The 359-nt window shown below is 55.2% G+C and carries 1 protein-coding gene; it reads right to left on the bottom strand.

Annotated elements, in window-relative coordinates:
• Positions 1-239: hypothetical protein (locus Q1A48_RS21480; RefSeq protein ID WP_299948925.1), on the bottom strand; the 239-nt coding region annotated here is incomplete at its 3' end.
• Between the last annotated feature and the right edge of the window lie 120 nt (positions 240-359).

The following is a 359-nucleotide window of genomic DNA, read 5'->3' as shown; positions in this document are numbered from 1 at the left end:
TTTACCACCCAGGTTTTACCTTGACCAACCTTCCTGCACACATCCCGCATTTCCCACCGGTAGTAATACCGCAACCAGAAAACCTCCCTCTCCAGCGCGGCCTTCTCCTTGTCCTGGCGCCTGGCAATTACATTCAGGTAAGCCAATACTGCGGCATCCGTGAGTGCTGCTCTCTCGTAATCTATCGGGTCCGGGCCCTCCCTATGCCCTGAGATCATCTTTCGCCCAAATGCTGCCATACGAGGCCAGTTCACCGAGTCCCCCGCACGCTCAGGGTAGGCCCTAGGGGCTGTTCCCGTTTGGGTGTAGCCTATTGATTTGTAAGAGCAAGCTCGCATTGTTGAGGTTCTAACACAACG

This window comes from uncultured Microbulbifer sp., from assembly GCF_947489355.1.
GTDB lineage: Bacteria > Pseudomonadota > Gammaproteobacteria > Pseudomonadales > Cellvibrionaceae > Microbulbifer.
Note: the sequence above shows the minus strand (reverse complement) of the source record. Positions and strands in the feature narration are given on the sequence as shown.